Annotated in this window: 23 protein-coding genes and 6 tRNA genes; 13 read left to right on the forward strand and 16 right to left on the reverse strand. The window is 39.7% G+C overall.

Annotated elements, in window-relative coordinates:
- Position 1: 1 nt before the first annotated feature.
- The 5 genes from J655_RS15805 to J655_RS15825 form a co-directional block, all read right to left on the reverse strand.
- Positions 2-1,501, reverse strand: coding sequence for a UDP-N-acetylmuramoyl-L-alanyl-D-glutamate--2,6-diaminopimelate ligase (locus J655_RS15805; protein WP_032052652.1), 1,500 nt, complete (start codon positions 1,499-1,501; stop codon positions 2-4).
- Between the two features lie 3 nt (positions 1,502-1,504).
- Positions 1,505-3,337, reverse strand: a complete 1,833-nt coding sequence (gene ftsI / locus J655_RS15810) for a penicillin-binding protein PBP3 (protein WP_032006375.1) — start codon at positions 3,335-3,337, stop codon at positions 1,505-1,507.
- A gap of 11 nt (positions 3,338-3,348) precedes the next feature.
- Positions 3,349-3,681, reverse strand: coding sequence for a cell division protein FtsL (gene ftsL, locus J655_RS15815; RefSeq protein WP_002116847.1), 333 nt, complete (start codon positions 3,679-3,681; stop codon positions 3,349-3,351).
- Positions 3,681-4,604 (reverse strand): 16S rRNA (cytosine(1402)-N(4))-methyltransferase RsmH, encoded by a 924-nt coding sequence (gene rsmH / locus J655_RS15820; RefSeq protein ID WP_032006377.1) that lies wholly within the window; start codon positions 4,602-4,604, stop codon positions 3,681-3,683. Before rsmH ends, ftsL begins: the two co-directional genes overlap by 1 nt.
- A 231-nt stretch (positions 4,605-4,835) precedes the next feature.
- Positions 4,836-5,837: a sulfate ABC transporter substrate-binding protein gene (locus tag J655_RS15825; RefSeq protein ID WP_032006379.1), complete on the reverse strand. Its 1,002-nt coding sequence runs from the start codon at positions 5,835-5,837 to the stop codon at positions 4,836-4,838.
- A gap of 399 nt (positions 5,838-6,236) precedes the next feature.
- On the opposite strand from J655_RS15825, the gene J655_RS15830 reads away from it, so the two are divergent.
- The 10 genes from J655_RS15830 (at position 6,237) to J655_RS15875 (ending at position 11,477) form a co-directional block, all read left to right on the forward strand.
- Positions 6,237-6,536 carry a hypothetical protein gene (locus J655_RS15830; protein WP_002116889.1) on the forward strand — a complete coding sequence of 100 codons (300 nt, stop codon included), beginning with the start codon at positions 6,237-6,239 and terminating at the stop codon, positions 6,534-6,536.
- Positions 6,537-6,652: 116 nt separating this feature from the next.
- Positions 6,653-8,161 (forward strand): glutamate--tRNA ligase, encoded by a 1,509-nt coding sequence (gltX, locus tag J655_RS15835; RefSeq protein WP_017400508.1) that lies wholly within the window; start codon positions 6,653-6,655, stop codon positions 8,159-8,161.
- Positions 8,162-8,218: 57 nt separating this feature from the next.
- Positions 8,219-8,294, forward strand: a tRNA-Ala gene (locus tag J655_RS15840).
- A gap of 25 nt (positions 8,295-8,319) precedes the next feature.
- Positions 8,320-8,395, forward strand: a tRNA-Glu gene (locus J655_RS15845).
- 128 nt (positions 8,396-8,523) lie between these two features.
- A complete protein-coding gene (locus tag J655_RS15850; RefSeq protein ID WP_032052653.1) occupies positions 8,524-9,945 on the forward strand; it encodes an amino acid permease in 1,422 nt (473 codons plus the stop codon).
- A gap of 120 nt (positions 9,946-10,065) precedes the next feature.
- The gene (locus J655_RS15855) at positions 10,066-10,965 is read left to right on the forward strand and encodes a hypothetical protein (RefSeq protein ID WP_078210317.1); all 900 of its coding nucleotides are present in this window, start codon (positions 10,066-10,068) and stop codon (positions 10,963-10,965) included.
- 121 nt (positions 10,966-11,086) lie between these two features.
- A tRNA-Glu gene (locus J655_RS15860) sits at positions 11,087-11,162 on the forward strand.
- 29 nt (positions 11,163-11,191) lie between these two features.
- Positions 11,192-11,267, forward strand: a tRNA-Glu gene (locus J655_RS15865).
- Between the two features lie 29 nt (positions 11,268-11,296).
- Positions 11,297-11,372: transfer RNA gene (locus J655_RS15870), tRNA-Glu, on the forward strand.
- 29 nt (positions 11,373-11,401) lie between these two features.
- A tRNA-Glu gene (locus J655_RS15875) sits at positions 11,402-11,477 on the forward strand.
- A gap of 91 nt (positions 11,478-11,568) precedes the next feature.
- Here the strand turns inward: J655_RS15875 and J655_RS15880 are convergent.
- Complete coding sequence (locus J655_RS15880; protein WP_032052654.1) at positions 11,569-12,516, reverse strand: hypothetical protein; 948 nt, start codon at positions 12,514-12,516, stop codon at positions 11,569-11,571.
- Positions 12,517-12,789: 273 nt separating this feature from the next.
- On the opposite strand from J655_RS15880, the gene J655_RS15885 reads away from it, so the two are divergent.
- Positions 12,790-13,128, forward strand: a complete 339-nt coding sequence (locus J655_RS15885) for a hypothetical protein (RefSeq protein ID WP_002117013.1) — start codon at positions 12,790-12,792, stop codon at positions 13,126-13,128.
- A gap of 19 nt (positions 13,129-13,147) precedes the next feature.
- Here J655_RS15885 and J655_RS15890 read toward each other — a convergent pair whose 3' ends face one another.
- The 9 genes from J655_RS15890 to J655_RS15920 form a co-directional block, all read right to left on the reverse strand.
- Complete coding sequence (locus J655_RS15890; protein ID WP_032052655.1) at positions 13,148-14,104, reverse strand: cation diffusion facilitator family transporter; 957 nt, start codon at positions 14,102-14,104, stop codon at positions 13,148-13,150.
- A gap of 132 nt (positions 14,105-14,236) precedes the next feature.
- Positions 14,237-17,395 carry an efflux RND transporter permease subunit gene (locus J655_RS15895; protein WP_032052656.1) on the reverse strand — a complete coding sequence of 1,053 codons (3,159 nt, stop codon included), beginning with the start codon at positions 17,393-17,395 and terminating at the stop codon, positions 14,237-14,239.
- Complete coding sequence (locus J655_RS15900; protein ID WP_032006383.1) at positions 17,385-18,593, reverse strand: efflux RND transporter periplasmic adaptor subunit; 1,209 nt, start codon at positions 18,591-18,593, stop codon at positions 17,385-17,387. The genes J655_RS15895 and J655_RS15900 overlap by 11 nt, the downstream gene beginning before the upstream one ends.
- Positions 18,593-20,002 (reverse strand): TolC family protein, encoded by a 1,410-nt coding sequence (locus J655_RS15905; RefSeq protein WP_032006384.1) that lies wholly within the window; start codon positions 20,000-20,002, stop codon positions 18,593-18,595. Before J655_RS15905 ends, J655_RS15900 begins: the two co-directional genes overlap by 1 nt.
- Before the next feature lie 57 nt (positions 20,003-20,059).
- On the reverse strand, positions 20,060-20,452 hold the full coding sequence (locus J655_RS15910) for a cation efflux protein, CzcI-like (protein ID WP_002116733.1): 393 nt from the start codon (positions 20,450-20,452) through the stop codon (positions 20,060-20,062).
- A 196-nt stretch (positions 20,453-20,648) separates the two neighbouring features.
- On the reverse strand, positions 20,649-20,822 hold the full coding sequence (locus J655_RS24630) for a hypothetical protein (protein ID WP_017400515.1): 174 nt from the start codon (positions 20,820-20,822) through the stop codon (positions 20,649-20,651).
- A 144-nt stretch (positions 20,823-20,966) separates the two neighbouring features.
- Positions 20,967-21,584: a methyltransferase family protein gene (locus J655_RS15915; RefSeq protein WP_017400516.1), complete on the reverse strand. Its 618-nt coding sequence runs from the start codon at positions 21,582-21,584 to the stop codon at positions 20,967-20,969.
- A complete protein-coding gene (locus J655_RS25560; RefSeq protein ID WP_005067033.1) occupies positions 21,575-21,769 on the reverse strand; it encodes a hypothetical protein in 195 nt (64 codons plus the stop codon). Before J655_RS25560 ends, J655_RS15915 begins: the two co-directional genes overlap by 10 nt.
- Before the next feature lie 56 nt (positions 21,770-21,825).
- The gene (locus tag J655_RS15920; protein ID WP_002116970.1) at positions 21,826-22,224 is read right to left on the reverse strand and encodes a cation efflux protein, CzcI-like; all 399 of its coding nucleotides are present in this window, start codon (positions 22,222-22,224) and stop codon (positions 21,826-21,828) included.
- Between the two features lie 148 nt (positions 22,225-22,372).
- Here J655_RS15920 and J655_RS15925 point away from each other — a divergent pair, with 148 nt between their 5' ends.
- Positions 22,373-23,065 (forward strand): hypothetical protein, encoded by a 693-nt coding sequence (locus tag J655_RS15925; RefSeq protein WP_002116898.1) that lies wholly within the window; start codon positions 22,373-22,375, stop codon positions 23,063-23,065.
- A 340-nt stretch (positions 23,066-23,405) separates the two neighbouring features.
- Positions 23,406-23,789: a tetratricopeptide repeat protein gene (locus tag J655_RS15930; protein ID WP_002116715.1), complete on the forward strand. Its 384-nt coding sequence runs from the start codon at positions 23,406-23,408 to the stop codon at positions 23,787-23,789.
- Positions 23,790-23,833: 44 nt separating this feature from the next.
- On the opposite strand, the gene ettA is transcribed toward J655_RS15930, so the two are convergent.
- Positions 23,834-25,495, reverse strand: coding sequence for an energy-dependent translational throttle protein EttA (gene ettA / locus J655_RS15935; protein WP_005067029.1), 1,662 nt, complete (start codon positions 25,493-25,495; stop codon positions 23,834-23,836).
- Positions 25,496-25,656 lie beyond the last annotated feature (161 nt).

Consider the following 25,656-nt stretch of genomic DNA (forward strand, 5'->3'; position numbering starts at 1 on the left):
CCTATTGTGCAGGGTAAGCAGCGTCTACAGTGTGATGTTGTGCATCAATCGCAGAACGCACTTCAACAACATCATCAAACCAGTGACGTACGCCATTAATTTCTTGATAATTTTCATGTCCTTTACCGGCAATTACAACAATATCACCAGCCTGAGCCTGCTGTGCAACAAATTTAATTGCTTCACGGCGGTCATGAATTTCATGCATACGGTGCCCTGAAAAATCGATTCCTTGCTTCATGTCAGCAAAAATTTGTTCAGGGTCTTCTGTTCTTGGGTTATCCGACGTCAAAATAACTGGATTTGCGCCGTCTAAAGCTGCTTGAGTCATTAATGGGCGCTTACCGCGATCACGGTCCCCGCCACACCCAAATACAGCCCAAAGTTGATTCGAAACATGACGTTTTAATGTTTTAAGCACTTGAATTAATGCATCTGGTGTATGCGCATAATCAACAACAAATAAACGCTCACCATCACGAATAACTTGCATTCGACCTGGAGCACCAATCAGCTCAGGAACGAAAGCTACTAGCGCTTTTAAATCAAAACCTGCTTGCTCAGTAGCAATAAGAGCTGCAACCAAGTTTTCGACATTAAAATGCCCTAACAATGGACTTTGCACAGCAAAAGAACCTTGCGGGCTCACTAAATTAAATGTCGCCCCCGCTAAACTGTAACTCAGGTCAGTAATATAATAATCAGCAGTATTTTGAGTAAGTGAATACGTTAAAATTTTCGGTTGAGCAGGATTTTGCTTTGCTGCATTAATCATGAGAGCTGCATGCTCATCATCTAAATTAATAACGGCTACTTTTAAAGAGCTAAAACGGAATAAAAGAGCCTTCGCTTCTGCATAAGCCTCTAAAGTGCCGTGGTAATCCAGATGGTCACGACTCAAATTGCTATAAACAGCAATCTCAATCGCACAACCATTTAAACGACCTTGTTCCAAACCATGTGAACTTGCCTCTAAAGAAGCAAAAGTCGCGCCTTGTTTTGCATAATCATGCAATGCATTTTGCAGTTGTAAAGCATCAAGCGTAGTGTGAGTTGATGGTGTTAAGTCTGGTAAAATACCATTGCCTGTAGTGCCCATAACAGCACAGCGCTGTTGTTGAGAGCTAATTAATTCAGCCACTAGACGCGAAATTGTGGTTTTACCATTTGTACCAGTCACTGCAATAATACGCACTGGTACTACGGGATCTATACGCTGTAAATAACGTTCTTGCCACTCACCCATACGTTGACGCACATCAGAACACACCCACTCATTTGCTACGCCCAACTCAGTTTCGCTAATAATGGCAAGTGCACCATTAGCTAAAGCTGACTCAGCAAAAGCGCGTGTTTTTTCAGGTTGGCTATAACTGGTCAAAGCGATAAAGATCTGGCCTGACACAACCTTACGGCTATCTAAACTAAAGCCTTGAAAAGGCTGTTTAGACCACTGTGCATCGATCTCGACTGGATTAATTTCTTGGAAAGAAACAGACATAGCTTACCTGCGAATAGGATTTTCTGGAGTATCAAGGGGCTTATCAAGCGGCACATTCATTAAGCGCAATGATTCTTGCATAATGCGTGCGAAAACAGGGGCCGCAACCAAACCACCGTAATAACGACCTTGTGGATTTTCAACAACTACGATAACCGCTAAACGAGGATCACTAATCGGAGCTACGCCTGCAAATAAAGCACGGTATTCATTATTTGAATAACCTTTACGGTCTGCACGAAGTTTATGAGCTGTACCTGTTTTACCACCAACGCGATAACCCGGAATATTAGCTTGCTTTGCAGTACCGCCCGGCATCGTCACCTGTTCTAGCATAAGCAAAACCTGATCAGCAATTTTTGGAGCAAGAACTTGCTCACCTTTAGGTGCTTGATCGAGCTTATGCAAACTTAGAGGCATTTTCACCCCATGGTTTGCAAGCATTGCATAGCCTTGCGCCAACTGAAGAATAGTTGCATTTAGACCATAACCATAAGCCATGGTACCAATTTGGGAAGAGTTTAATTTGCTTACAGGAAGTACTAAACCAGAGCTTTCACCGGGGAACTTCACAGCAGAACGTTTACCAAAGCCAGCACGATTAAAGAAGCTTGGTAACGTTTCTTTAGGAAGTGACAACGCAATTTTTGCCGAACCCACGTTTGATGACTTAATAATTACGCCACTGACAGTCAAAGCACCATAGTTATGCGTATCACGAATAGTATGCCAGCCTAAACGCATTGAACCTGGCGAAGTGTTGACAATCGTATTTGGGGTATATTGTCCAGTTTCGAGTGCAGCAGAAACTGTAAAAGGCTTCATAGTAGAACCCGGCTCGAACATATCAATCGCACCGCGGTTACGCATGGCATCTTTATTAGATAAACCGTTTTTATCATTCGGGTTATAAGATGGCCAACTGGTCATAGCCAGAATTTCGCCTGTTTTAACATCTACAGCAATTGCTGTCGCCGAACGGGCGTTATTTGCAACACCAGCAGCAGTCAACTCACGATACATAATATATTGCAAACGAGAGTCGATACTTAAAGTGATGTTTTCGCCTGGCTCACCTTCACGAATAACCTCAGAAACTTTTAAGCGGTTACCACGTTTATCACGAATAATTTTTTGTTCGCCATCTATCCCAGACAGTTGTTTATTCAACTGCATTTCCAAGCCTTCAATCCCTTGGCCTTCACTATTGGTTAAACCAATAATCTGAGCATTTGGCTGCGGTTGAGGATAATAACGTTTATATGTTTTCTCAGCATAAACGCCTTGGAAGTTACCCTTTGTAATGAGATCTGCCTGCTGTGGCGGCACTTCTTTTTTCAAAACCAAATAACGAGAACGTGGACGCGCATTCATCTGTTTTTTTAGATCTGCACGATCTAAACCAACCACATCCGCTAACTCATCAAGGTTTAGGTTTTTATCTGGTAATTGTCGTTTTAACTTACGATTATTTGGATCTTTTTTTAATTCCGCTGTAATTTCGTCATATAAATGCTTGGTATCAAAGTAATCACGTGGATCAATGACAATTTTCATAATAGGCGTACTAATGGCCAAAGGCACACCATGACGGTCGCTAATAACCCCACGCATTGCCTCAATACGTTCCGTACGCAAAATATTGGCATTGGCCTTGTTTTGTAAAAAGTCTTTATTAATCACTTGCACATAAAATGCACGTGCAATTAATACAACAAAACAGAGCAGTACTGTTGCCCATAGCAGATAAAACCGCCACATATCGAAGGCAAGAGTTGGTTTTCCCGAAATAGACTGCTGTTTTTTCCGTGTTTGCTTTGTTCGCTTATCTACCATACAGCAAGGCCTTACTTATTTTGCTCTGAGGTCATCGGTAAAGAAATTACCACCGTTTCTGCAGCAGGTGGCGAAAACATGCGTAGTTGAGTTACAGCACGCGTACCAATCTGTGCTGTTGCACCGAAGGTTTGTTGCTCAATAAGCAAACGCCCCCATTCAGCATTGAGATCATCACGTTCACGCATATAAGAGCTAAGCTCTCTATAATCATGACGATATTCAAATACTTGAAATACCACCATCATGGCACTGATAAAAACAAGCGCCACTAATACGGTGTATGCCACAACTTTTTTCACCACTTTATTTTCGGTGGTTTCAATTTCATCACTGCTTTTCATTACGCGCCTTTTTGTTCCAAGCGTTCAGCAACCCGAAGCCATGCACTACGTGAACGTGGGTTCGCTTTTACTTCTTCTCCACTCGCACGAACCCGTGAAATTTTCTTTAACCTTCTTGTATCTACCTGTTGCTGAGGCATTCCCCAGCCAATATCTTCTGCCAAAGTCGATTCTTTTTGAATAAATTGTTTGATTAAACGATCTTCAAGAGAATGAAAGCTAATCACAGACAAACGCCCTTTTGGTTTTAGTAAGTCTACAGCTTGTGGTAAAAATACTTCAATATCATCTAGTTCTTTATTAATAGCAATACGAATTGCCTGAAATGTACGTGTTGCTGGATGCTTATGTTTTTCCCATTTTGGATGAGCTGTTTTAACAAGTTCTGCCAATTGGGCTGTTGTATCTAGTTTTCCAGCTTGTTTAATCGCTTTTGCAATACGTCGACTATAACGTTCTTCGCCATATTGATAAATAATATTTGCTAATTGTTCTTCTTCAATTTCAAGTAACCACTCAGCTGCGGTTAATCCCTTAGAATTATCCATTCGCATGTCTAGAGGACCATCCTGCATAAAACTGAAACCACGCTCAGCTTGGTCGAGTTGAGGAGATGACACCCCTAAGTCAGCCATAATGCCATCAACACTCATCACACCAATTTCCTGCATTTTTTCTTTAATATCAGCAAAACTGGCATGAATAATGGTAAATCTCGGGTCTTCTTGTGCCAAAGCAGCTGCAACTTCCAAAGCTTGAGGGTCTTTATCAAATGCATATACTCGTGCATTTTCATCAAGTTTCGAGAGCAATAAACGTGTATGCCCACCTCGTCCGAAGGTTGCATCGATATACACCCCTGTTGTGCGATCTGCCAATAAGCTCTCAACGGTCTCAAAAAGTAAGACAGAAATATGCGACATAGGTGTTAAATCATTGCGTAAAAATGTAACTGCACATTATCACCTTGTTTATGACCAACGCCAAACGGCTTTTTGTAGGAAAATATTAATTTTTCATAGATAAAACCGTTTTGTTAGCATTTTTTAAGCAAAAAAAGAAAGCAAGCTTACTTTTTTAAGTTTGCTTGCTTTCTTTATGAATATTTAACTTCTAAGTTTTCTTTTTGGACAATTGTTTTTAGATCATTTTATTTACTGCTTGCCATCATAAATTTGATCAAAAATAGCACCGTTTGCAAAGTGAGTTTTCTGAGCCTTAGCCCAACCACCGAACACATCATTAATGGTAAATAATTTAATTTTTGGGAATTGCGCTGCATATTTCGCAGCCACTTGAGCATTACGCGGTCGGAAATAATGTTTAGCAGCCAATTCTTGGCCTAAAGGTGAATATAAAAAGTTCAGATAACCTTTTGCCAAGGTTCGGTTTCCATCTTTATCTACGGTTTTATCTACAATCGCGACAGATGGTTCAGCCAAAATTGAAATTGATGGATAAACAATTTGATATTTATCTTTATCAAGTCCTTTCGTCGCCAACAAAGCTTCATTTTCCCAAGACAACAAAACATCACCAATGCCACGTTCAGCAAATGTCGTAAGTGAACCACGAGCTCCAGAATCTAGAACTTTCACATTGTGATAAAGCTTTTTCACCAACTCCCGAGCTTTAGCATCATTTCCACCCGGCTGTTTTAAAGCATAACCCCATGCAGAGAGATAAATCCAACGCGGTGCACCACCCGTTTTAGGGTTAGGAGTGATAATTTCCACACCTGGTTTTGTTAAATCATTCCAGTCGCGTATATTTTTCGGGTTACCTTTTCGTACTAGAAACACGACAGTTGACGTATAGGGGGCAGAATTATTTGGGAATTCTTTTTGCCAGTTCGGCTGAATAAACCCAGCTTTCACAATCTCATCAATATCATTCGCTAATGCTAACGTTACTACATCAGCTTCAAGTCCTGTGGCTACCGCGCGGGCTTGTTTGCCAGATCCACCATGTGACTGTTTGAATTCAACGTCTTGCCCTGTTCGCTGTTTCCAAAATTTACCAAATGCTTGGTTATATTCTTGATAGAACTCTCGAGTCGGATCATAAGAAACATTTAAAAAAGAGGTCGCTGCTTGAACCGCTGTTGTCGCTATTCCCACATATAAAGCGACCGCTATTATTGATATTTTTTTCATTTACAAAATCCATCATTCGTTTTAGTTTAACTATATTTTTAATTTTATTTTTTACAATCAATTACTTATATTTATATCTTTTTTATTAATCTTTTTTAGATATATAGCTTAGAATGTCGAAGTTATTTCATTTTTGAAAAATTTTGTAATTATTCTTACAACTTATTTAGGGCCTTCACTTTATCTACACATTAATTTGTTAAATAATGAAGCGTAAAGGATACATATGGTCTACATTTGAGTCGACCAATTTAAAATATAGGTAAATTTTGTAAAAAGTGTGACACAGTTCCACTTTTTTATTAATATTTATGTTTAAATCGTAGCATTACCGTAATTTTACATTTTGTTAAACTCAAAAAATAGATGAAATGTAATGAACAGAGGGGATGATTAACAATGAAAATTCATTATGGAAAAGCTTTAAGCTTAAGTTTGGTGCTGAGTTTGGCATCACAGTTTTCTGCAGCAGCAGTACTTAAAGATACTCCAAGCAAAACTGGTTCAGAGAAACAGACTTCGCTTATTGAAAAAGCTTTAGATCAGCAGAAACGTAACCCTATTGTGTTACCTTCTACAAATGATGAGCTTAAAGTTCTAAATACGATTCGCGTTACACCAACTCAAAATTTTCTTGCTGCACAACACGAACGTTTTTCACGTTTTGTTCAGGCAATCTTTCAGCCCCATGCTTCTTAAAATCTGAAACACCCCCTCTACGTTTCAGTTTTAGCCCAGACTGACGTTAAATAAAACGTCAGAATACTGGGCTTTTTCGTTATAATAGTTTCAATTTTTATTCTGACCCATTATCTATGAAAGTTCGTACTCGTATTGCACCTTCCCCTACTGGTTTTCCTCATGTGGGCACAGCCTACATTGCTTTATTTAACATGTGTTTCGCGAAACAACATGGCGGAGAATTTATTTTAAGGATTGAAGATACAGACCAACTTCGTTCTACACCAGAGTCTGAAAAAATGATTTTGGATTCATTACGTTGGTTAGGTTTGAATTGGTCTGAAGGTCCAGATGTAGGTGGCCCACATGCACCATATCGCCAATCTGAACGTATGGGAATTTATAAGCAATACGCATTAGAACTTGTTGAAAAAGGTCATGCTTTTTACTGTTTCGCAACCGCAGAAGAACTTGACCAAATGCGTGCTGAACAACAAGCACGTGGCGAGACACCAAAATATGACGGCCGCGGTTTAAAACTTTCTCAAGAAGAAGTGACTCGACGTCTTGAAGCGGGTGAACCTCATGTCATTCGTATGAAAGTGCCTGAAGAAGGTGTTTGTAAATTTAACGACTTGCTACGTGGAGAAGTTGAAATTCCTTGGGCTCAAGTCGATATGCAAGTCCTTCTTAAAACAGATGGTTTACCAACTTACCATTTAGCTAACGTTGTTGATGACCATTTAATGGAAATCACTCATGTATTGCGTGGTGAAGAATGGCTTCCTTCTGCACCTAAGCATCAGTTGCTTTACCAATATTTTGGTTGGGAAATGCCAACACTTTGCCATATGCCACTGTTGCGTAACCCTGATAAATCAAAATTATCTAAACGCAAAAACCCAACATCAATTAACTACTACCGCGATATCGGTGTATTACCAGAAGCCTTACTCAACTATTTAGGCCGTATGGGTTGGTCAATGCCAGATGAAAGAGAAGTTTTCACATTACAAGACATGATGGATAACTTTGACATTCAACGTGTATCACTAGGCGGACCAATTTTTGATGTTGAGAAACTCAACTGGCTCAACGGTCAGTGGATCAAAGGGTTAACTCCAGGTCAATTATTAGACCGTTTATTAACATGGAAGAGTGATCGCAGCACTTTAGAAGACATTGCTGCCGCTATTCAACCACGTATTAACTTACTTTCAGAAGCTGTAAATTGGGCTGGTTTCTATTTTAACCATATGCCACAAATTACTGCTGAAATGTTTGAAAGTAAAAAATTGACTCAAGAGCAAGTTCGTCAAAGTTTACAATTTGCAATTTGGCGTCTTGAAGGTCAGTTTACTTGGAATAATGACACCGTTAGCCAAACCCTAATGGATCTTGCGAATCAGATGGGCATTAAACTACGTGATTTCATGCCAGCGTTCTTTATCGCAATTGCCGGTTCAACGAGCTCAACACCAGTGATGCAATCAATGGTTACGCTTGGACCTGATTTAACTTTCGCTCGCTTACGTCATGCCTTAGAAATTGTGGGCGGACCAAGCAAGAAAGAAGTTAAAAATTGGGAAAAACTCAATGAGAGCTTAAAATTGCCGAAAAATGACGCAACTAGCGAAGTTTAATTCATTTTTTTGTTGACGTATGAGCGCATTCACCCTAAGATTGCGCTCACACAAACTGGGGTCATAGCTCAGTTGGTAGAGCGCTACAATGGCATTGTAGAGGTCAGCGGTTCGATCCCGCTTGACTCCACCACGCTCCTTTGTGTTTGCCTCATCAAGTCCCTATCGTCTAGAGGCCTAGGACATCGCCCTTTCACGGCGGTAACCGGGGTTCGAATCCCCGTAGGGACGCCATATTCTGCTTTAAAAATTATAAAAAGACTCTATCGTCACCTTACTGTTTATTCTTTATCTCTTTCTAGATTGCACATTTGTCTATTTTATCTAAAATAGCGTCTTTCTTAATTCTCTCAATGTGTAATATGCAGCCATCTGACAATCAACTAGATGCTCATCAGCATCAGAACAGTACTGCACCTTTAAAAAGAGCCATGAGTACGCGCCATCTTGTGATGCTATCACTGGGCGGAGCGATCGGAACTGGTCTATTTTTAGGTTCAGGGGAAGTCATTTCACAAACTGGAGCTATTGGCGCAATTATTGCCTATATTCTTGGTGGCGCGCTCGCTTACATGGTCATGCTCTGCCTAGGAGAACTCGCTGTACACATGCCTGTTTCAGGTTCTTTTGGTGCCTATGCCAAAAAATATATCAGTCCAAGTACTGGCTATATGATTTCTTGGATGTACTGGCTCACCTGGACTGCAACGCTTGGAACTGAATTCACTGCCGCAGCTCTACTCATGCAAGAATGGTTTCCACAGATTTCTATGTGGATTTGGACAATTATTTTTGCAGTTACTATTTTTGGCTTAAATATTAGTTCAACTCGTATTTTTGCTGAATCTGAGTTTTGGCTGGCTCTTGTTAAAGTCGTTACCGTGATTGCCTTTATTGTGCTCGGCCTATTAGCAATTTTTGGTTTAATTCCATTCCATGGTGCCCAGACTGCTCCACTCTTTAGCAATCTTACGGCTCAAGGCTGGTTCCCTCATGGTTTAATTCCTATTTTTACGACCATGTTAATTGTTAACTTTGCTTTCTCAGGAACCGAATTAATTGGTGTAGCAGCTGGCGAAACAAAAGATCCGGCTCAGAATGTACCAAAAGCGATTAATGCCGCGATCTGGCGCCTCCTTATTTTCTTTGTGGGTACCATCATTGTTATTAGCGCTTTACTTCCTTTCCAACTTGCGGGTTTAGGCGGTGACGGTGTAAGTAGCAGTCCTTTTGTGACGGTATTTAATTATATTGGCATTCCATATGCGGATGACATTATTAGGTTTGTAATCATCACAGCTCTGCTTTCAGCAGCCAATTCTGGCCTATATGCAGCTTCACGTATGATGTGGTCTCTGTCAGAACAAAAATTACTACCTAGTGTGTTTGCGACTTTATCAAAAAGTGGAACACCAATCGTAGCTCTAGTTGTAACTATGTTCGGTGCAATTCCAGGTTTGTTATCAGAGCAATTTGCACCCGAGACTATTTTTAAGAATCTGCTTGGTGTAGCGGCTTTTACCATGGTCATTGTATGGATGAGCATTTGTTTAAGTCAGTTCAATTTCCGCCGCCAATGGTATAGATCAGGACATACAGTTAAAGACTTACAATATGCTGCGCCTTTATTCCCTATTGTGCCAATTTTAGGTTTTGTTTTCTGTTTTATTACTTGCTTGAGTATGGCAGCAGACCCTGAAATGCGCGCTGGTTTTGTAGGCTGTCTTATTTTTACAGCTTTATGTTATGTCAGTTATTTTATTTTTTATCGCAATAAAGGCTAAACGCGTCGTTATTCAATTAAAGTGTAGCAAAAAGCTACACTTTTTTTTGCCTATATACTGGTTTTAAATAACATACCGTTGTAGATTAAAATTTATATTAAAAACAAAATCTTGTATAGAATGAAAATTATATTTATCCATGGGATGAATCAACAAAACTACACAGCACATCGCTTGAAAGAGCATTGGTTAAAAGTGTTTAAGCTGGGCTTAAAACAAATGCCTTGCAGAGTTAATGTCCGGGATCTTCATATCCACATGCCATTTTATGGCGACTTAATGACCAAATACCAGTTAAGTAACCAATTAGATCTTAACACTTTGTTACCTAAGTCATTTTTTAATAATTATTTCCCTATTAACTTACACCCAAGTAATCCTCCGACTAGAGAGCACACTCCATTTGTTCCATTGTTACGTCCCTCAACCGATCAAGCTGATAAAAGCTTCTCAGAACGGCTTTATCTCACTTCTCAATTAGTTAAAGATCGTGTACTGAAAGAACTAGTTGTTTTATTAAATAACTTTCCTAAACTGCATGAAAGTTTGATTCAACAATTCCTCATCGAAACCTATATGTATCTATCTAACCCAGAGTTTATGGAGGAAGTACATCAAAGAATTTTAAAGAAAATGCGAGAAGACGAAGATTATATTGTGGTCGGACACTCTCTTGGTTCAGTTATCGCTTTCCAATTATTATCAGATCCATCTTATCAATTCTCAGTTAAGCGTTTTATCACCCTAGCTTCCCCTTTATCTTTTCGCGTGATTCAAAGTAAGCTCCCGAGTCCAATTTCTAGACCGCCATGTATTTACGGTGATTGGTTTAATTTTTACTCTCAAGATGATTTTTTGACCGCATTTCCATTGTGCGAAGCCCCATTTAATTTTGAACCTGCCATTATTAATCAGAAAATTTATACTTTCGCCAACCAACCTCATGAGATTTTAGGGTATCTACAACATCCGTCGGTCATAAAGGCAATTATTGAGCCTTTTCAGAAAAATGAAGGCTAAATGTATATATTTTCTACAATTTGAGTTATTTTTAATCGCTTGACTGTTTTTTTTAATATTTCTTCAGAAAACTATTTGACACTTTTATTAAATCGACCTAATATACGCCCACCTCTGAAACGTCCCTATCGTCTAGAGGCCTAGGACATCGCCCTTTCACGGCGGTAACCGGGGTTCGAATCCCCGTAGGGACGCCAATATTTTTTCAGATGTATGCCTCATATAAGTCCCTATCGTCTAGAGGCCTAGGACATCGCCCTTTCACGGCGGTAACCGGGGTTCGAATCCCCGTAGGGACGCCAATATTTTTTCAGATGTATGCCTCATATAAGTCCCTATCGTCTAGAGGCCTAGGACATCGCCCTTTCACGGCGGTAACCGGGGTTCGAATCCCCGTAGGGACGCCAATATTTTTTCAGATGTATGCCTCATATAAGTCCCTATCGTCTAGAGGCCTAGGACATCGCCCTTTCACGGCGGTAACCGGGGTTCGAATCCCCGTAGGGACGCCAAATTCTAAAAAGCCACTGCATAACGTCAGTGGCTTTTTTCTTGCCTAAAAAAATAAAAAGCAAATCAATGATTAGCTTTTCATATGCTCTATCAACCCGCAATTCCTACTTGTACTTCAAGGCGACCTGACTGCACTCGTAGTCCTCTAATTTCAAACTGATCTACGAGCTGCTGCACAAGCTCGCGACTTTCTCTCAAAATATTCAAGCCTGGTAAAATACTAAAATCAGTCAAACTTAAAAGCTTTTCAACCATCCATGAACGGTTGTTAATAAAGTCAATAAATCCTGCTTGCTCTAGGTCAATAAACCACATGCGATGCCCATCGCGTTGGATTCCGGGAATATCACCAATCAAATGATTAATGAGTGATGGAATAGGCAACATATTTACCACTTCGAAACCAACTCGACCAATACGGCGCACAGCCCAATTTGACAAGGTACCGCCATGTCGAATCTGAACATCAAGACTTTCATCCATTTGACGTAGGCGTAAGAATTTTTCCTGCCCAATACGACATTCCAATACTTTAAAATCTAAACTCAAACGATACATGAAGCGATGATAATGCCCATCGATCTCGACTTGGAAACTGTCATTGCCGCACTTGATTTTAATATCATCAATTTCGGAGCGATCAATGCGCTTACGAATTTGATTATTTAATAACATTTCGGGTAAGTACAACGTTAAGGTACTTTTGCCCAAAAAAGTTCGCGCCATAATCAACGCGACTTGGCGTGCTGTTTCACTGGTTTCAGACACCATATCTCTTACAGTACCTGCTGCCAGATTTGTCATTCCGACAACTCCACGTCGTGTATGAGTAGTTACTTGATCGAGTGCGTCCAAAGCAGCATCAGCAACCTCTTCAATATTACGTGTCGTGTCGCTAGCAAACCCAACTGCATCTTGGGCATGTTGCAATGTCTTATGCAGTAATCGACGAGATAATGACGGTTTAGCGGTATCTGGGGTAGCTAAAACCGATGCTGTCGTTGTAGGCTGCGACTTATTGTCATCTTGTTGACCCAAGTCCCTCTCTCCTTTTTATATTTATCCCACATCCTATTCGAGTATTTAAGCTCATTTATTGTGCTAATCACACTTCATTTTTCTGTAGATTAGCATGCTCTACAATATTATTTTAATTTTTATGTGTACGGATAAATCATCTGTTTTTTATATTTCTTTGTTTATTCATAAGTAATTTTTCTGCTAACTCAACGCATTTCATCGATATCTTACAAATTTTTTTCTTTCTGCACATTTCCGTTAGAATAGATTCAAACTAAATGTGGAGTTCTCATGCAATATCGTTGCCCTAAATGTCAAAGTGTTAAAATTATGCCTGTGAGCCAAGGCGTGAACAGCGCAAAACCTGTCGTTCCTAAAAGTCTGGTTATCTTGATTCCTGCAATTTTTGTGCTTTTACTGTTAGTAGTCATTAGCATCTTTATGTGGATTTTTGGCAATGGTGCAGGTAGTTCTCTTCAAATCGCAACAGTAGTTGCATTTGTGGTTACTGTAGGGGCTGGTTTTATGTTCTGGCGTGATTTGCCTGATTTTAAATTGTCTATGCAAGCATTTATGCAGTCACAAAAACACTGGAAATGCCGTGACTGCAATAACGAATGGGAAATTTAAAAAAACTGTTCACATCAGCTTAATGCTGATGTGAATGTGCATTATCTGCTTCATCATATTTATGCGAAGCATGCTGAGCAATGTGCTGACAATTAATCTCGGCATCGTCCTCAATTTGCAATGTCACTTCACCAATACCATGTTCATGAGAAAGCATTTCAACAGCATCTTGATACAACTTGGTACGATCAGCTTCAGGCGCAAATAAGTGCACGGTTAAATGGATATTTTTAGAAGTAATCGCCCACACTTTGAGTTGGTGAATACTCTCAACACCATTTAAAGAAAGTAAATCTGCACGTAGCTTCTCAATATCGACCTCTTCGGGTACACCTTCGAGCAAAATGTTAATACTTTGCTTAAGTAAAACCCATGTTCTTGGCAACACCCAAAATCCAATCAGTACTGCAATAAGCGTGTCAATCCAGTACCAATTAGTGAAGTAAATAATAATTGCACCAATAATAACGCCTACCGAGCCTAGTGCATCACTCAATACTTCTAGATAAGCACCTTTCACATTTAGGCTGTTATTGGCACTCGACATTAAAAGTTTCATTGAAATGAGGTTAATTACTAAACCAATAGTCGCTACAACCAGCATACCCACACTTTGAATTTCGGGTGGCTTAGAGAATCGGATATAGGCTTCATATAAAATATAAATTGCCACCACGAACAGCATGAGTGCATTAAATAAAGCGGCCAGAATTTCAAAGCGTTGATAACCAAAAGTACGCTTATTATCAGCGGGACGTTTTGAAATCTGAATTGCGACCAGAGCAATTGCCAAAGCAGCTGCATCTGTAAACATATGCGCAGCGTCAGAGAGCAACGCCAGACTTTGTGTGATTAAACCTGCAATAACCTCAACAATTAAAAATGTCGTAGTAAGCGCCAAGGCAATCGTTAATTTCTTGGCATTACCTTCAGTCACTACAGCATGACTATGGTCATGACCATGTTGTCCACCCATTTTGCGGACTCCTTATTATTTATCTTTATGGTGAGGTAAAAGTAACCATGAATTCATGCTTACCTTTACCTGTTTCAAATACTTTTCTGACTCAAACTTTTTCATCAAAAAAGATATCTCAAATCGATGACATTATGAATGCTCAACTTTATTCGTCTTGCTTTCATTCATCCATCGATAAATGACTGGCAATAAAACCAGCGTTAGTATCGTAGATGAAATAATGCCACCGATTACTACCGTTGCCAAAGGTCGTTGTACCTCTGCACCAGTTCCAGTTGCCAAAGCCATTGGAATAAAACCAAGTGAAGCAACAAATGCCGTCATTAATACAGGGCGTAGTCGCAGTACAGCACCTTTCCAAGTAGCTGCATGAACATCTAGGGTTGCTCTTAGCTCTTTAATGAATGTGAGCATGACCAAACCATTCAATACCGCAACACCTGATAAAGCGATAAACCCGACTCCAGCAGACATAGAAAGCGGAATATCTCTCAGCCACAAAGCGACTAATCCACCAGATAAAGCGAAAGGAACTCCGCTAAATACAAGTAAGCTGTCTTTAAAATTACTAAATACCGCCATCAGCAATACAAAGATCATGATGAGCGCCATCGGTACAACGATTTGCATTCTTGCAGTGGCAGAAGCAAGATTCTCAAACTGTCCTCCATAACCCAACCAATAACCGCTAGGTAGCTTTTGCTGCGCCAGTTTGCTTTGCATCTCTTGTACAAAAGACCCAAGGTCACGATCACGCACATTTGCCGTCACAATCACTCGGCGTTTGCCATTTTCACGGCTCACTTGAGCAAGGCCCAGAATATTCTCAACCTTGGCAACGTCTTGTAACTGGATCAGACCGCCGTTTGGTAAGCGAATCGGTAATTGTGCTAGCTGCTGAGGCGTACGCATGTTTTCCTGTAAGCGAATCACGAAATCGAAACGTCTATCGCCCTGTAAAATTTGCCCTACACTCTGTCCTCCAATACTTGCAGCGACAATATCCTGAATAGACTTGACTGATAATCCATATTGAGCAGCTAGTGCATGATTAACATCTACATTAAGTAATGGCAAACCATCGGTCTGTTCGACTTTGACTTCACTAGCACCTGGAATGCTACGTAGCTGTTGGGCTATTTTTTCTGCTTCCTGATTGAGGACTTGCATATCATCCCCAAAAACTTTCACCCCGATATCACTACGGACACCTGAAATGAGTTCATTAAAACGTAGTTCGATGGGTTGCGAGAATTCACTGTTATTACCAGGAATCTGATTCACGAATTGCAGCATTCTGGTACGCAATTCATCTACCGTTTCCTTCTGATTAGGCCATTGATCATGTGGCTTTAGTAAAACAACACCATCGGAAATATTAGGAGGCATGACATCGGTAGCAACCTCGGCTGTTCCTGTTCTTGCAAAAATAGCCTTAATTTCAGGAAAAGCTTTGAGTAACTGCTTTTCTACGGTCTCTTGAATCCTAAGTGATTCCTCTATACCAGTACTTGGCGCACGCATGAGTTGCAAGGCAAAATCCCCCTCACTGAGTTGAGGCGCAAACTCACTACCTACTCTTGTTGCAATTGCACCAGTAAGAATCAAGATGCTGACTGCTGCTGTTACAACAACATATCGGAAAGCATAAGCTTTATCGAGTAAGCCTGCATAACCTTTTTTCAGCATCATCATCCAGCGGCTTTCTTTTTCCTTCACTTCATCCGTAACAAACAGAGCTACTGCTGCTGGCACAAAGGTCACAGATAAAATAATTGCTCCTAATAATGCTAGGACAACGGTCATTGCCATAGGATGAAACATCTTTGCTTCAACGCCTGCTAAAGCAAAAATTGGTAGGTACACGACCATAATGATGATCTGACCAAATATTAATGGTCGGCGTGCCTGTTTAGCCGCTAGAAAGACCTCAGTGAAACGTTCGGAACGTGTTAATAAGCGACCTTTTAAATGCTGCGCTTCAGCTAAACGCCGAATACAGTTTTCAACAATAACAACTGCCCCATCAACAATGATCCCGAAGTCCAAAGCACCCAAACTCATCAGGTTGGCACTGATTTTTTGTTCCGCCATACCTGTTAAGGTAAAAAGCATTGCCAATGGGATAATACAAGCAGTGATTAAAGCGGCGCGAAAGTTTCCTAAAAAAATAAAAAGGATAACGATGACTAAAATCGCCCCTTCAATCAAATTTTTAGCTACTGTTTTAATCGCTTTATCTACGAGGCTACTACGATCATAGACTGTTTCAATCACCACGCCCTGAGGAAGTGATCTTTGAATTTCCTGAACTTTGTCGTCAATCGCCTTAGCAATAGTTTTACTGTTTTCACCCATCATCATCATGGCGATACCTAAAACAGTTTCCTGTCCATTATAGGTAGCACCACCTGTACGCAAATCATGACCAATCGATACTGACGCTACATCCGCAACCCGTATAGGTAAACCGTTTTTAGTGGCGACCGTAACATTCTGGATATCTTGTATCGATGTCAGCATACCCGGAACACGAACTGTGAGTTGCTGACCATTCTCTTCAATAAATCCAGCACCGCGGTTTTCATTATTATTTTGAAGCGCATCCTGTAAGTCGGTGAGTGGAATTTGCAACTGTTGTAACCGTGTCAGATCTGGAGAGACCACATAGGTTTTGTTATATCCACCAATGCTATTAACCTCGGCTACCCCTTGTACACGTTGTAACTGGGGCCGAATAATCCAGTCTTGAATTTCACGCAGGTCCATCGCGCTATAAGCTGAACCATCTGCTTTTTTAGCATTTGGCTCTGCTTTTACCACCCATTGATAAATCTCACCGAGTCCAGTCGAAATTGGAGACATTTGCGGATCAATGCTATCTGGTAAAGCACTCTTAGCTTCTTGTAAACGTTGGTTAATCAGCTGTCTTGCCCAGTAAATGTCAGTACCATCTTTAAAGATAATCGTGACCTGAGAAAGACCATATCTGGAAATTGAACGAGTCTGTTCCAGATTGGGAATACCAGACATGGCATTTTCAATCGGATAAGTAATTCTTTGCTCAACTTCAGGTGCTGTAAAACCATTGGCCTGACTATTGATCTGCACCTGTACATTGGTGATATCAGGCACGGCATCAATTGAAAGTTTTTGGTAGCTATAAATTCCGACACCAATCCAAGCAATAACAAACATCATGACCCAAATGGCGTTGTTAATTGAAAACTGAATGATCCGATCAAACAAACCTTCAGCCTCTGGCAAATCAGGTTTATTAATGTCCATGCTCAGCCTCCCCTTTTTCAAGTTCGGACTTAAGCAAGAAACTACCTTGAGTCACATATTGCTGTTTTTCAGTAATTCCTGATTTAACTTCTACCCATTGTGCATCTGAAGAATAATTGCCTAACTCAACGGCAACAGGGGCAAAATGAATTTTGTCCTTCTCCTGTTTTGCAATAAAGACGACATTCTTTCCATCAATCTGTTGTATCGCTGTCTTGTTAACCCGTAATACAGTCGCTGCATTATTTTGTTTCAGTAACACATTGACCATTAAGTTAGGGCGTAATTCTTTTGAAGGTGTTAGTACCTTGGCACGAACCTGTAAACGACCAGTTTGAGTATCTGCTTCTGAAGTTAGGCTTTGCACCTGCGCTTTAAAAATATTGTTCGTTTGCAACGATTTAAATTCAATTTCCTGATTAGGCTGAATATTGGTATTTGCACTTGGTAGCACAAACTCGACCCATAACTGATCCAGGCGATCAATAACAAATAATTGTTTTTCAGGACCAATTTGCTCACCAATGACAATATCTTTATTACTGATTACACCACTTAAAGGTGCTGTTAAAACATATCGGCCTTTACTTGAGCGATTCGCTCCCAATGCAGATAAACGGCTATTTGCAGCTTGTACCTGAATTTGCGCTTGACGATATGCATTGTAAGCGCGCTGGTAATCTTGACGTGCTGAAACCCCTTGTTCCCACAATTGTTTTTCACGTTGATAATCTTGCTGGGCTAATGTCAGTGCTTCTTGCGCCATGCTTAAGTTAGCTTGTTGATCGACCAAATCAGGTACAAATAAAGTCGCAAGCGCCTGACCCTTTTCAACTTGTTGTCCCAACGCAACATTTACGCTATCTACACGTGCTGAAAACGTTGAAGAGACATGTGCTTGCTGGTCTGTATTTACAACGAGTTTGGCCGGATAAGAGAGGCTCTGTTCAACTTCTCCACGTCCTACTTGCTCTAACTTCACTCCATATTCAACCAGTTGCTTAGAAGTCAGGTTTAAACTTCCTTCCTCTTTTTCAGATTCTTCATGACCAGCTTCACCCTCTGCATGCGCTTTTTCACCTTCATCAGTATTAGGCTGTTTTTTTCCAGAGAAAAATAACCAAGTACTTAAAGTAAGGCAGACAATCAGCAGCAAAATAGCAATAAGCCATTGGTTTTTCATTTTTTTAACTGACATTACTCTGCCCCTCCAACTATCGGCAAGTTATAGGTGTCTTGCCATAAATTTTGATTAATTTGATTTAATGCATCTCCAGACATCACCATATTTGGATCGATCCCGAGAGCTAAACTTTCTGCCTCAATTGCTTTTTGCCAAGCAGATTTAAGGAGTTGAACTTTCTTCAAACGTTGTTCTTGTAATTGAAGGGTAGATTGCTGAACATCGGTAATTGCAAATTTACCGACTTTAAAGCCAAGCAGCATTTTCTCTTGTACCGTCTCTGATAAAGGGATTTGCTGCTCATTCATTAAATTATATTGCTGCTTTAAACCCGCTAACTCGTACTGTAGAGTACGAATAGAATTCTCGCTTTGCTTTTTATAAAAGCTTTGCTGCTGGTCAATTAAATCGAGTTTGCTTTGTGCAACTCTTAGGGCATATTGCTGGCGATTAAAAATGTTTAAAGGAACCGCTATACCTACTCGGATCTGATTTTCGGTACTGCTCGTTTCTGCGGTTTTACTACGAACCACGCCCATATTTACAGTAGGCGTAGGCCGATTTTTTGCCTTTAAATAATTAATTTCAGAATTTTGTTGCATTGCTTGAAGCCGCAGGGACTGTTCTAACAAATTCTGTTTTAAGTATTGATCGATATCACCTTCATTTTTTAAAGGCCACGCACTTTTTATATCTAGACGTAACGTGAAGTTATCTTCTGTCTCACCCCATAAGTTAGCCAATTTTCTTTTAGCACTACTCAGTGATAATTCAACTTCCTGATATAAACGCTGATTTTCAACATGCGTCATGAGAGTTCGATCTAAATCAACCTGAGCAATACTGCCTGCCTGAAAGCGTAAGCGGGTAGCATCAAGAAGATTTTTACTCGTTCTTAACTGGGCTTTAGCAACTTCATGTTCAAGCTCTAAAATAGATACTTGTGACCATAAATATTTTACCGCCAGCTTCAGTTGAGCCTGATATAAAACCTGATTTAACTCAACTTGATTTTGCTGAACACTTGCCAGTTTTTTTGCTGCAGAACGTACACCAAAAATATCTAGTTTTTGCGAGATCCCAAGTTCTAATTCCTGATCTTTTCCAGATTTAAAACCCGTTTGCTGTACAGAAACCGTCGGATTTTCCCATAGCTGGCTCTGTTTGATATTGCTCGCGGCGATATCTTGTTGAGTTTGCCAAATTCCTGTTTGAGTCTGAAACTGCTTAACCTGATCGAGCACCTGTTCAAACGTTAAAACATTCTGTACACGCTGTGGTTGTGTATTCTCAGCAAGGTTCTGATTTGAACTGGCTGCGTTTGTTACGACACCAGTTGAAAGTGCAACAGCAACAACTAATGATTTAAATACCCAAGATGTACTCAGACTAACGAAACTTTTTTCGTATAAAAAAATAGACATAAAATAACCCTATGAAATAAATAATATTTCTGGTGGGCTAATTTTCGGCTACCCCACCTATAGCAGGGTTAAAACAGGAGGCGGGTCTTGTTTAGAGATATGAGGGGACTTATAAGAATTGGACCAATAATATTGTTGTTTTGGCTCAGATGACTGTATTAACGGTGAAACAAGTTTTTCTTGTGCTTCTACAATCACAACATGAAAACATGAAGGCAAATGGTCATGATGATCGGACAAGTTTAAGGGAGCTTTATGAGTCCCTACGATATCTGTCTTTTCCGTATGGCTATGCTGTGAAGCTTCATAACTCAACGCTGCATGATGACCAAAATGATGTAATGCCTTTTCCTGATTTTCATGGGCGCAAAATGCCGCTGCCACATTCCATAAACTTTGGAATATAAGCAAACAGAATAAGACGGACATGAAAAGTGCAGAACGTGGCAACAGCACACCATTAAACTAAGAAGTTGAACAAAGCCACTATAGCAGGCAGTGGGCATGTAATAAAATTACATCTATAAGTAGCAGTATAGAAGCGATTCTAATCTCGCCTGAGTAAAGATAAGAATAAATCATTAAGAATCTCTATCTTTACTCATAGGAAACTAATTATTAAGTAATTAGTTTCCTACAAAAGAAATTATTTACGCTTACAAGTTAAATGAGGGTTCTTACTTTCTTCAGCTTTAGCTTTTGTTTCTTGCTTAGACTTAATATTCTTTTCGAGGAATATTAACCCTCCATCAGCATGAGCCAAACTTGTTGAAAGAAGTAAAACCATCAAAACCGATTTTGTATTTAGTTTAATAGACATAATAATCACCAGATCTAAATATTCCTAATTTATTTAAGGACTTAGCCCAGAAATAAAATTAATTTTTCGCATACCTTAGTTAATCAATTCAGGACAAATCTTCTGAGTCTCTAAGAAGCATGCGGATATACTTTCATTTCATTTTTAGAACCAACTAAATAATGAAGGGAGAACACCGTGCAGTCGCAACTCATCAAAAAGTTGGACTAAGGCCGCAACCCAGATAAACCACACCACCTGCGTCAAAAAAATACGGAAATGCTTCGGTGAAACCTGATAGAACTCAGGCTCTTTAAAATTTTTGAAACTTGGTAAAAAGCGTGGAATTGTCTTTATATAATCTGAATATGCAGTTCCATATTTTTCACTCAGGAATGCTTCTTCTTGGCGTATAACAAAATGGTAGTAACAGAGAAAATAAAGCGTGAATACTATTGGAAAGATAAACGTCTCTGTAATCAACATGATCCCGACTCCACCCAGATAACTAAACAGATAGAGTGGATTTCTACATAAAGAATAGGGACCGTCTGTCACCAACTTGGCATTCTTAAATCCGGAAATGTAAAGACTGCACCATATTCTTCCCATTACTCCGATGCCCACAAAAAACCATCCAAAGAACCATAAAATATGTTCTATAAATGCCGCTTGGAAATGCCATTTACTAAAACTTAAAGCAAGAATAATAGCTAAAATCAGCCCAATCACTCGGGAGCTCACAGTTCTAACACGGGGGGAAAATAAAATATTCATTTCCATAAACCTCCATCACTGTGAATCATCAGAGATGAGATAACCGACTCATTAAAATGATATTTTTGTTTTCCCGAAAGATTTGACAGAACCTTATATCCCGCCTTGTCATTAACATAAAGACGTGAATGTTTAAGCGAGTAATCTACATAGAAGATTGCTGCGCTTTGTTTGCACATATAATTAAGCATAAAATAACCCTTTGAAATAAATAAATTTCTGGTGGGTTATTTTTCGGCTACCCCACCTATAGCAGGGTTAAGACAGGAGGGGGATTTAAAGAGCCAAGATACGGAGACTGATAAGAATTAGACCAGTAATAGATTTGTGAAAGCTCATGTACACGCACAAAAGGTTCTTGAGCTTGTTGTGCATTTTCAGTCATCACTACATGAAAACATGAAGGTAAATGATCGTGATGATCTTGCCAGCTTAATAGAGCATTATCAGAATTTTCTACAATACCCACATGTTCAGTCTGCATATGGTCTGAAGATTGATATACATTTAAATCTGCATGATGACCGAAATGTTGTAATGCCATTTCCTGATTTTTATGCACGCAAAATGCCGCTGCCACATTCCATAAGCTTTGGAATATAAGCAAACTAAACAAGACGGACATAAAAACTGTAGAACGTGGCAACGGTACACCATGACAGTAAATTGCACAAAGTCACTATAGCAAGCGATACCAATGTAATAAAATTACAAAATGATTTTTGGTTAATTTATCGCTGTTTTAAAAAAGTTTTTTCTTTAGAAAAATTAATTTCCTGTTTTGAGTTCCTGCAATGTATAAACTATTTTCTACTCTACTTGTTGTCGTCTGTTTAAATTTGAGTGCTTGTGCCACGACATTACTTTCAGAAGCCTTACCTGACGAAACCACAAGAACCGAGAAAATCTTTTTAGCAAAAGATCAAATCATTGCTTTAGGACAAGCTGTTCAAAACCAGCAAGAACAAGGGATCATTTTTGTAGGCCAAGATTTTAGTTACTTAATGACCGAGGGAAGCGCTGAGCTATCAAAACTTCTTCATGCAATCCCAGCAGATCAGCGAAGTCTGACCAATCCGTCCCCACTGGTACTGACCATGGATGACCCAAATCATTTTCATGGTGTTTTACAAATACGCTATAACACGCGTATGGTTGATTTAAATGACTCGCAAAAAGACTTATTAAAATCCCTCGGCTTTAGACAAAATTTCGATATTATTCAAAATCAGCAAACAGCACCTTATCCCTATATCAATATTTTCTTTAAAGGCCAGCTTTATCAATCACAGGGAGCTAAAAAAGTCGAAAAAACCTTAGCGCAACCTTATCCAATTATCCTGCAACAGGAAAATAAAATTACCAAAAAACATCCTTTGAAAAAGGCGACCCGTATGGCACTTTATCCGTTAGCGATGGCATTTGATGTGGTCACGGTGGCCCCTTCTCTGATCTGGGCAGACTTACGAGGTAACTTTACAAAATAGAAGTTCCTGGGCAAAACTAATTAACTAGCTCTTAAGCTAGTTTTGTTTAAAGAAATTTCTTTTGTTTGATATTTATAAATTTTCTCAAAAGTCTTTTACGTTAAATAATAGCTATTTTTTAATTTTAAAAGCTCTAATTTCCCTTAAGAATGCCACTATTCTCATAGTAGTTTCACTTAGCGTAAAAACACGTGTAACTTTTATGTAAGCCAAAACTTCATTATTTTTCATCCAAATGCGCTATATCACATTTACAAAAAAAAACATAATATTTCAATATAAGGGACTAGCTTAAAAGTGTGAGTCAATTCAATTAAATTGAGGAACAAGGGAGACTATCATGAATATGAAATCAATCAAGTATAGGCTTAATCACTTGTTTGCTTTTGAAAACTTACCTTCTGATATGCATTCACAAGCAGTTGATGAAATTGAACAGGGTTTACGCTTTGAGGAACTAGCCGAGCAAGACCATGAACGTATGCAAAACTGGTTAGATGTAACTCCTAACGATCGAAATGCTATGTGGTGCTACCTACGAGCAGCTTTACGTGGTAGCTCTGACGCTTCTTTTAAGCTTGGTATCGGTTATCTAAATGGTCAATTTGGATTAGATAAAAATTATCGTGAAGCTGAAAAATGGCTACAAAAAGCAGCAAGTCAGGGACATCCCGATGCTGAACGCTGCTTACAAGAAGCGTTTAGCAAGCTCGCATTTTCTTAAAATAAAAAACCAGCCCTTAGGCTGGTTTTTTAAATTAACAGAGATTATCCGCTAATTTTTTTGTATTTAGTACGTTTTTGAACAGCGTCTTCACCTAAACGTGACTGACGGTATGCTTCATATTCTGCATAGTTACCTGTGTAGAATTCTGGCTGTTCATTTTCGAATGACAAGATGTGTGTCGCGATACGGTCAAGGAACCAACGGTCATGCGATACCACCATTACCGTACCTGGGAATACAAGAATTGCATCCTCAAGCGCACGTAAAGTTTCAATATCCAAGTCGTTTGATGGCTCATCCAGTAAGATAACGTTTGCACCTTGCTGTAAAATTTTCGCAAGTTGTAAACGGTTACGCTCACCACCAGACAATTCGCCTACGCGTTTTTGCTGGTCTTGACCTTTGAAGTTAAAGCGGCCGATATAAGCACGTGAAGCAATTTCATAATCGCCCACTTTCAAGATATCTAAACCACCAGACACTTCTTCCCAAACAGTTTTGTTATTGTCTAGAGTGTCGCGAATCTGCCCTACGTAAGCCACTTTAACTGACTCACCTAAAGTCACAGTACCTGTATCAGGTTGCTGTTCGCCAGTCATCATACGGAATAATGTTGTTTTACCCGCACCGTTTGGACCAACGATACCTACAATTGCTGTTGGAGGTACAGTAAACGATAAGTTTTCGTACAATACACGGCCGTCAAATGATTTGCTGATACCTTCCACTTCCACAACTTTATTACCCAAACGAGGGCCAGGTGGAATGTAGATTTCAGACGTTTCATTACGTTGCTGGAATTCTTTAGAGTTAAGCTCTTCAAAACGCTCCATACGCGCTTTGTTTTTCTTTTGCTGACCTTTCGCATTTGAACGAACCCATTCAAGTTCTTTTTTCAATGCTTTAGCAAAAGATTCTTCTTGTTTCTGCTCTTGTTCTAAACGAGCATTTTTTTGCTCTAACCAAGAAGAATAGTTACCTTGGTAAGGAATACCGTGTCCACGGTCAAGCTCCAAGATCCACTCGGCAACGTTATCTAAGAAATAACGGTCGTGCGTAATCGCAACGATTGTGCCAGGGAAATCTTTCAAGAAGCGCTCTAACCAAGAAACAGATTCTGCATCTAAATGGTTCGTCGGTTCGTCAAGAAGCAACATGTCTGGCTTCGAAAGCAATAAACGGCAAAGTGCTACACGACGGCGTTCACCACCTGAAAGCTTAGTTACGTCTGCATCCCAAGCTGGAAGGTTCAAGGCATCTGCCGCGATTTCAAGCTGGTTATTTAAGTTATGTGCATCCCAAGCATGGATAATTGATTCTAATTTTTCCTGCTCTTTTGCAAGTGCATCAAAATCTGCATCCGGATCTGCATATTCTGCAAAAACCTGATCAAGGCGCTCTAATGCATCTAAAGCTTCACGCACGCCATCTTCAACGTTACCACGAACGTCTTTAGTCGGATCAAGAGGTGGCTCTTGCTCTAAATAGCCGATTTTAATTCCAGGTTGTGCACGAGCTTCACCAGAGAAATCTTTATCTACGCCAGCCATAATACGAAGCAAGGTAGATTTACCTGCACCGTTCAAACCGAGTACACCAATTTTGGCACCCGGGAAAAATGATAAAGAGATGTCTTTTAAGATTTCGCGCTTTGGCGGAACCATCTTAGACACTCGGTTCATCGTATAAATATATTGGGCCACGCAGGACTCCTCAATTGAAAAACCAATACATCGCATAAGCGATAAATAATCGCGCGTATTATACGCTGAAAACCCCAACAACTTGAAGTTATGATTTCCATCGTACGGATTTATCAAACAATTTTCTTTTTCAATAAGTTGCAAAATGTTTATGGATAAGA

Origin of the sequence: Acinetobacter sp. 1294243 (assembly GCF_000588015.1) — a bacterium.
Classification (GTDB): Bacteria; Pseudomonadota; Gammaproteobacteria; order Pseudomonadales; family Moraxellaceae; genus Acinetobacter; species Acinetobacter pittii.